Origin of the sequence: Propioniciclava sp. (assembly GCF_029977985.1) — a bacterium.
Lineage (GTDB): Bacteria > Actinomycetota > Actinomycetes > Propionibacteriales > Propionibacteriaceae > Propioniciclava.
Map to the genome: position 1 here is coordinate 1 of NZ_JARKOT010000156.1, position 5,930 is coordinate 5,930.

At 70.3% G+C, this 5,930-nt stretch carries 8 protein-coding genes; 6 read left to right on the forward strand and 2 right to left on the reverse strand.

Annotated features, from left to right (window positions below; all coding sequences use genetic code 11):
- The first annotated feature begins 76 nt into the window (after nt 1-76).
- On the forward strand, nt 77-508 hold the full coding sequence (locus tag Q1K57_RS09750) for a hypothetical protein (protein ID WP_300081679.1): 432 nt from the start codon (nt 77-79) through the stop codon (nt 506-508).
- A gap of 584 nt (nt 509-1,092) precedes the next feature.
- The gene (locus Q1K57_RS09755; RefSeq protein WP_300081682.1) at nt 1,093-1,281 is read left to right on the forward strand and encodes a hypothetical protein; all 189 of its coding nucleotides are present in this window, start codon (nt 1,093-1,095) and stop codon (nt 1,279-1,281) included.
- Here Q1K57_RS09755 and ald read toward each other — a convergent pair.
- Nucleotides 1,274-2,377 (reverse strand): alanine dehydrogenase, encoded by a 1,104-nt coding sequence (ald, locus tag Q1K57_RS09760; RefSeq protein WP_300081685.1) that lies wholly within the window; start codon nt 2,375-2,377, stop codon nt 1,274-1,276. The two genes, Q1K57_RS09755 and ald, sit on opposite strands and share 8 nt — an antisense overlap.
- Before the next feature lie 160 nt (nt 2,378-2,537).
- Between ald and Q1K57_RS09765 the strand changes: the two genes are divergently transcribed.
- A complete protein-coding gene (locus Q1K57_RS09765; RefSeq protein ID WP_300081688.1) occupies nt 2,538-2,765 on the forward strand; it encodes a hypothetical protein in 228 nt (75 codons plus the stop codon).
- 4 nt (nt 2,766-2,769) lie between these two features.
- Here the strand turns inward: Q1K57_RS09765 and Q1K57_RS09770 are convergent, their stop codons facing one another.
- Nucleotides 2,770-2,964 (reverse strand): DUF5302 family protein, encoded by a 195-nt coding sequence (locus Q1K57_RS09770; RefSeq protein WP_300081691.1) that lies wholly within the window; start codon nt 2,962-2,964, stop codon nt 2,770-2,772.
- An 86-nt stretch (nt 2,965-3,050) separates the two neighbouring features.
- Here Q1K57_RS09770 and Q1K57_RS09775 point away from each other — a divergent pair, with 86 nt between their 5' ends.
- The 3 genes from Q1K57_RS09775 to Q1K57_RS09785 all read left to right on the forward strand — a co-directional run.
- Nucleotides 3,051-3,515 carry an NUDIX domain-containing protein gene (locus Q1K57_RS09775; RefSeq protein WP_300081694.1) on the forward strand — a complete coding sequence of 155 codons (465 nt, stop codon included), beginning with the start codon at nt 3,051-3,053 and terminating at the stop codon, nt 3,513-3,515.
- A gap of 45 nt (nt 3,516-3,560) precedes the next feature.
- A complete protein-coding gene (locus tag Q1K57_RS09780) occupies nt 3,561-4,139 on the forward strand; it encodes a DUF305 domain-containing protein (protein WP_300081696.1) in 579 nt (192 codons plus the stop codon).
- A 138-nt stretch (nt 4,140-4,277) separates the two neighbouring features.
- The coding region (locus Q1K57_RS09785; protein ID WP_300081698.1) for a DEAD/DEAH box helicase at nt 4,278-5,930 on the forward strand (1,653 nt) is incomplete at its 3' end.

Sequence of the window (5,930 nt, forward strand, 5' to 3'; positions counted from 1 at the left end):
CGCTGAACCCATGGACGGCTAGGGGCATCGGTGCCGCACAATGGTGCTGGTCCAACGTCTGGGGAGTAGGTAATCGATGATCGTCCACGAGCACACCCTCACGGCCAGGGTGGATCCGAGCGTCGTGTGGGATCGCTGGACGCAGGTCGAGCACTGGCCCGTCGACGATCCCTTCATCGTCCGCGCGAAACTGAACGGGCCGATCGCCAAGGGCGCCATCGGTTGGGTGAAGGCCGCGAAGGGCCCGCGCACGGTCTTCCGGTTCGCCGAGGTCGACCGCATGGCCGGCCGCTTTGTCGTGCAGAGCGCCCTCTTCCTCGCGACGATCACCGAGGAGCACGAGATGACCCGCGTCGAGGAAACCGAAGACCCGCACGACTGGCAGATCACCCAGCGCCTCATCTTCTCGGGGCTGCTCGCCCGCGCCTGGAACCGCTACATCGGCAAGGACATGGCCGCCCAGCTGCCCGCGACCCTTGACCGCGTGGTGGGGGCAGCCAGTCTCTGAGTCGCGACGGCCTGGTGCGGCCGAAGTCACACTCAGCGCGTGTCGGTTCTGGTCGTTGAGCGCGTGGGCGCGAACACGCTCGCGTTGACTGTGAAGCCGGCCGCACGTCAGCGGGCTCACCCCCGGCCGCGGGCCCCATGGGAGGCCACGCCGAGCTGCGCGATTCGTCCGTGGCTGGGGCCGGTCGAGAAATGCGTCAAGCGAATTCGTCGGCGGAGTTGACGAGTGCCGAACGTGTGCAATATGGTTCATATCAGTTCGACCGCGAGTGGTTGACCCGATCAAGAAAGGCGGTGTTCTCGATGTTGTTGAGCTTCAGTGTCGTCGGCACCGTCGATCCGGTGTCCCAGCGAGGTCGCGGTGTCATGATGGGCGCCACCGGCACGCCCGCACGCCGCTGACTGAGGGTTTCGGTCAGCTGAGCGGGGAGCCGACGCTCTCCTCCTGAACAGGTCGCGTTCAACCGCGCCCTGCCTCTTCTCCTGGACATTCGCGTGTCGCGAATGCTGAGAAGCCATGTCATTGTGCCCGCTCAAGGGTTATTTCTGGGCCGCCGTGCGCCCATTTCTCGGCAAGGAACAATCATGTCATCGGTTCATTTCAGCGTGCCCTGGTTCGGGCACGTCAGCTCCACGCTCCCCCGCGAGGCGTCCCGACAGACCACCTCCGCGACCCTCCGCCCGACCATGGTCCACGCGCTGCGCAACGCGCTCGAGCACGCGGTGACCAGGGAGGCAGCCACGCGTCCCATCGGGCCCGCGGTCATCAGATGAGCAGCGAGGGGAGGTCTGCGAAGGCAGCAGCGACCCCGGGGTGCCTGATCGCACCGTCGTGGGTGTTGAGCCCCAGCGCCAGGGCTGGGTCGGCGCCGAGCGCGTCGGCCCAGCCGTGGTTCGCGATGGCCTCGACATAGGGCAGCGTGGCATTCGTGAGCGCCCACGTGGACGTGTTCGGCACCGCGCCCGGCATGTTCGCCACGCAGTAGAACACCGACTCGTGCACCACGAACGTCGGGTCGGCGTGCGTGGTGGGATGGGAGTCCTCGAAGCAGCCGCCCTGGTCGATCGCCACGTCGACGAGCACCGATCCGGGCTTCATCTGCGCCACCATCTCGTTCGTCACCAGCTTCGGCGCCTTTGCGCCCGGGATGAGCACCGTCCCGATGACGAGGTCGGCCGCGAGCACCTGCTCACGCACGCTGAGCGTGCTCGAGACGATCTGCTTCACCCGGTTCTCGTAGCGCCAGAAGGTCTGACGCAGTTTCTCGAGGTCGGTATCGAGGATGGTCACGTCGGCGCCCATCCCGAGCGCCACGTTCGCCGCGTTCTGGCCGGCCACGCCTCCGCCGAGCACCACGACCTTCGCGTTCGGGACGCCCCCCACGCACCCCATCAGGACGCCGCGGCCGCCCTGGGCCTTCATCATCGCGTGCGCCCCCACCTGCGGCGCCAGGCAGCCCGCGACCTCGCTCATCGGGTAGAGCAGCGGCAGCAGCCCCGACGGCAGCCGCACGGTTTCGTAGGCGATCGCCGTCGTCCGGGAGTCAAGGAGCGCTTCCGTCAGCGGACGGTCGGCGGCCAGGTGCAGGTAGGTGAACAACGTCAGGTCGTCGCGCAGGTAGCCGTACTCGTCCGGCACGGGCTCCTTCACCTTCAGCACCATCTCACCGGCCGACCAGGCGGCGTCGGCGTCTGGCACGATCGTCGCGCCCTGCGCCGCATATGCCTCATCGGTCAGCGCCGAGCCGGCACCTGCCCCGGCCTGAACGAACACTTCATGCCCCGCCGTCACCAACTCGTGGACGCCCACCGGCTTGATCGCGACGCGGTACTCGTTGTTCTTCACCTCGGTGGGAACGGCGATCCTCATGGCGCTTCCTCTCGGCCGGCGGGACGACGGCGTCCCAGCGTGTGGCCCGATGCTACGGCCGCCGGCGGCTGAGCCGCACCTTGTCGGGCCCGTCAGCTTTCGGTAAACATGAGGCTGGACGCCGCCCGTTCCGGGTGCGGCCGGGGCGAAGGGGTGGACGATGGCGGACGAACCGATCGACGAGAGGCTGGAGCAGGCCGAGGAGGCCATCGAGGAGGCCAAGGAGGCCGAGCGCGACATCCCCGACGCGGCGCTGCCCGAGGATCTGCGCACCCCCGACTACTTCGGCCACCTCAAGACACCCGAGGTCTCCGACGAGGAGGCGTGGGACAAGCTCGAACCCGACGCCACGGACTTCGAGCCGGACCAACCGGGCGAGCCCGCCTGATCCGTCAGCCGCCGGCCTTCCGGCGGAACTGCCGCTTGCCGCCCTGTTGTCCGTGCGGCCCACCGGACGCCTTCGCGCCCCCCTGCGGCCCGCCCGCGTTGTTGCTGTGCTGGGCGGCCTTCTTGGCTTCGAGTGCCGCCTTCATCTGCTCCTTGGGGTCGAGCGGGGTGGCGGCGTCGGGGTCCTTGCTCGTACTCATGGCGTCACTGTCTCACCCGGCGCCGGCCACGTCCACATCGGCGGGGTCGCGTGGACACCCCTTGATCCGTCGAGCACCATAGGGGGATGCCGTTGCACAGTGCGGGGCTCCTGCCCTACACCCGGGAGGGTGGTCAGACGCAGGTCTTCATCGTGCACATGGGCGGGCCGTTCTGGGGGCATCGCGACGACGGCGGCTGGTCGCTGGCGAAGGGCATGTACGTGCCCGGGGAGGAAACGCCCGAGGACGCGGCCCGGCGCGAGTTCGCCGAAGAGGTGGGCGTGCCCGCACCGGACGGCGTCTTGATCGACCTCGGCGAGGTACGCCTCAGCTCGGGCAAGCGCGTGCGCGGCTACGCGATCGAGACCGACGGCGGGCTCGAGTTCGTGGAATCCAACACGTTCGAGGTCGAGTGGCCACGACGCTCGGGCCGCGTGCGGACCTACCCCGAGGTCGACCGTGCCGGCTGGTTCCCCCTCGACGTCGCCCGCCGCAAGCTCACCGCCGGTCAGGTGCCTCTGGTCGACACCTTGGAGAAGCTGGTGGGCTGACGGTCACCGCTGGTCCAGTCCCGATCCACAACCGAAAGGAACCCCATGCGACCAGGGCTGATGGTTGCAGCCGCGGTGGTGTCGGTCGTCGCGGCGGGCTGCTCGTCCACCGTTGCGGGAACGGGCGGCGGGACGCCGACGGCTTCTGCGGCGTCCGGAACGACGGCGGCGACGCCCGAGCCGCCGGCGGCGTCGACAAGCGCGGCGGACGCGGCGTTCGTGCAGGCGATGATCCCGCACCAGGAGCAGGCCGTGGGCCTGAGCGATCTGCTGCTCGCCAAGCCCGGTCTCAACACCGAGCTCTCCGATCTGGCCACCCAGGTGAAGTCGACGGCGCAGCCCGAGATCGACCGGCTGCGCGCGTGGCTGGGAGCGCACGGAGTGGCGGAAGATGCGTCCGGGACGCCGGACAGCGCCCCGCTGGATGCCGTGCGGGCTGCGGACACCCTTGCCGCTGCCGATCTCTACCTGAGCGCCATGATCGACCACCACGAGGCGGCGATCGCGTTGGCGGAGCCGGCTGCGGCGTCCGCGGACGCCGAGGTCGCCGCGCTCGCCCGCGCCGTCGTCGACCGCTCGACCGAAGAGATCGCGTTCATGAAGGAACTCCAGGTCGGCTTCTGACGCCCGTGCGCAACACGCCGGGGCTCTCGGCGGACAAAGGTGAGGCTTGCCGCGGGGCGGCGGCTAAGGTCGGCGACCTATGCGCTTCCCCCGGCTCGGCTCGCTGCCCGCACCTGCATCGCTGGGACGGGTGCATCCGTGAGCCAGTCCGCCTTCGACCGGATCAGCCCGGCCTTCCCCCAGCGTGCCCCGTGGGGCACGTCGTCGCTCCTGCGCGCCTGGCAGGCCGAAGCCCTGCAGCAGTATCGGGACGCCGCCCCTCGCGACTTCCTCGCCGTCGCCACCCCCGGTGCCGGGAAGACGACGTTCGCGCTGCGCGTGGCCTCCGAACTGCTGCAGGCGCGGACGGTGCGCCGCGTGATCGTCGTCGCCCCCACCGAGCACCTCAAGGTGCAATGGGCGGACGCCGCCGCGAAGGTCGGCATCCAACTCGACCCGGGCACCGGGGGCCGCAAGCGCGGCCGGTCGCGGCAGTACGACGGGGTGGCGGCCACCTACGCCGGGGTGGCGGCGTCCGTGTGGGGCTACCAGGCGATGGCGACCGACCTTCCGACGCTCGTGATCCTCGACGAGGTGCATCACGCCGGCGACGCGCTGAGCTGGGGGGAGGCGATCCGGGAGGCGTTCCAGTACGCGACCCGGCGGCTCGCGCTGACGGGGACGCCGTTCAGGTCCGACGAGAACGCCATCCCGTTCGTGACGTACGAGCCGGGCGACGGCGGCGTCTTGACGTCGAAGGCGGATTACACGTACGGCTACGCCGAGGCGCTGCGCGACCACGTGGTGCGGCCGGTGGTCTTCATGAACTACGGCGGTCCGATGCGGTGGCGGACGAAGTCGGGCGACGAGGTGGAGGCCAACCTCGGCGAACTGCTCACCAAGGACGCCTCCGCGCAGGCGTGGCGGACGGCCCTCGACCCGAAGGGCGAGTGGATCGCCGCCGTGCTCGCGGCCGCCGACCGGCGCCTCACCGAGGTGCGCCGCCACGTGCCGGACGCGGGCGGGCTCGTCATCGCGACCAACCAGACCGTGGCTCGGGCCTATGCGCGCATCCTCGAGCAGTTGACGGGGACGCGGCCGACACTGGTCCTCTCCGACGACGCCGGGGCGAGCCGCCGGATCGAGGAGTTCGCGGCGTCCGGGGAGCGCTGGCTCGTGGCGGTGCGCATGGTGTCCGAAGGGGTGGACGTGCCGCGGCTGGCCGTGGGCGTCTACGCCACGGCGACCTCGACGCCGCTGTTCTTCGCGCAAGCGGTGGGGCGCTTCGTGCGGACGCGCCGGCGCGGCGAGGTCGCCACGGTCTTCCTGCCGACCGTGCCGATCATCCTCGCGCATGCATCGGCGCTCGAACGGCAGCGCGACCACGTGCTCGGCGCGCGGCGGCGTCCCGGTCAGGAGTGGGCTGAGGACGGGCTGGTGGACGCCGCGAAGCGCGCCGAGGGGGCGTCCGACGATCTGATCGGGGCGTTCGAGGCCCTGCAGTCGGAGGCGACGTTCGACCACGTCCTGTTCGACAGCCAGCAGTTCGGCATGCACGCGGTGCCCACCTCGGACGACGAGGCCGACTACCTAGGCCTGCCGGGCCTGCTCGAACCCGACCAGATCGCCCACCTCTTGCGGGAGCGGCAGCGGCGGCAGGTGTCGCGCCACGAGCGTTCCGAGCGCCGGGAGAAGGTGGCGCCCGAGGTGTCGTTACACCGCGCGCTGGCCACGCGGCGCAAGGAGTTGAACACGCTGGTCAGCCAGTTCGCGCGCGTGAAGGGCGTGCCGCACAGCCACGTCCATGCGGAC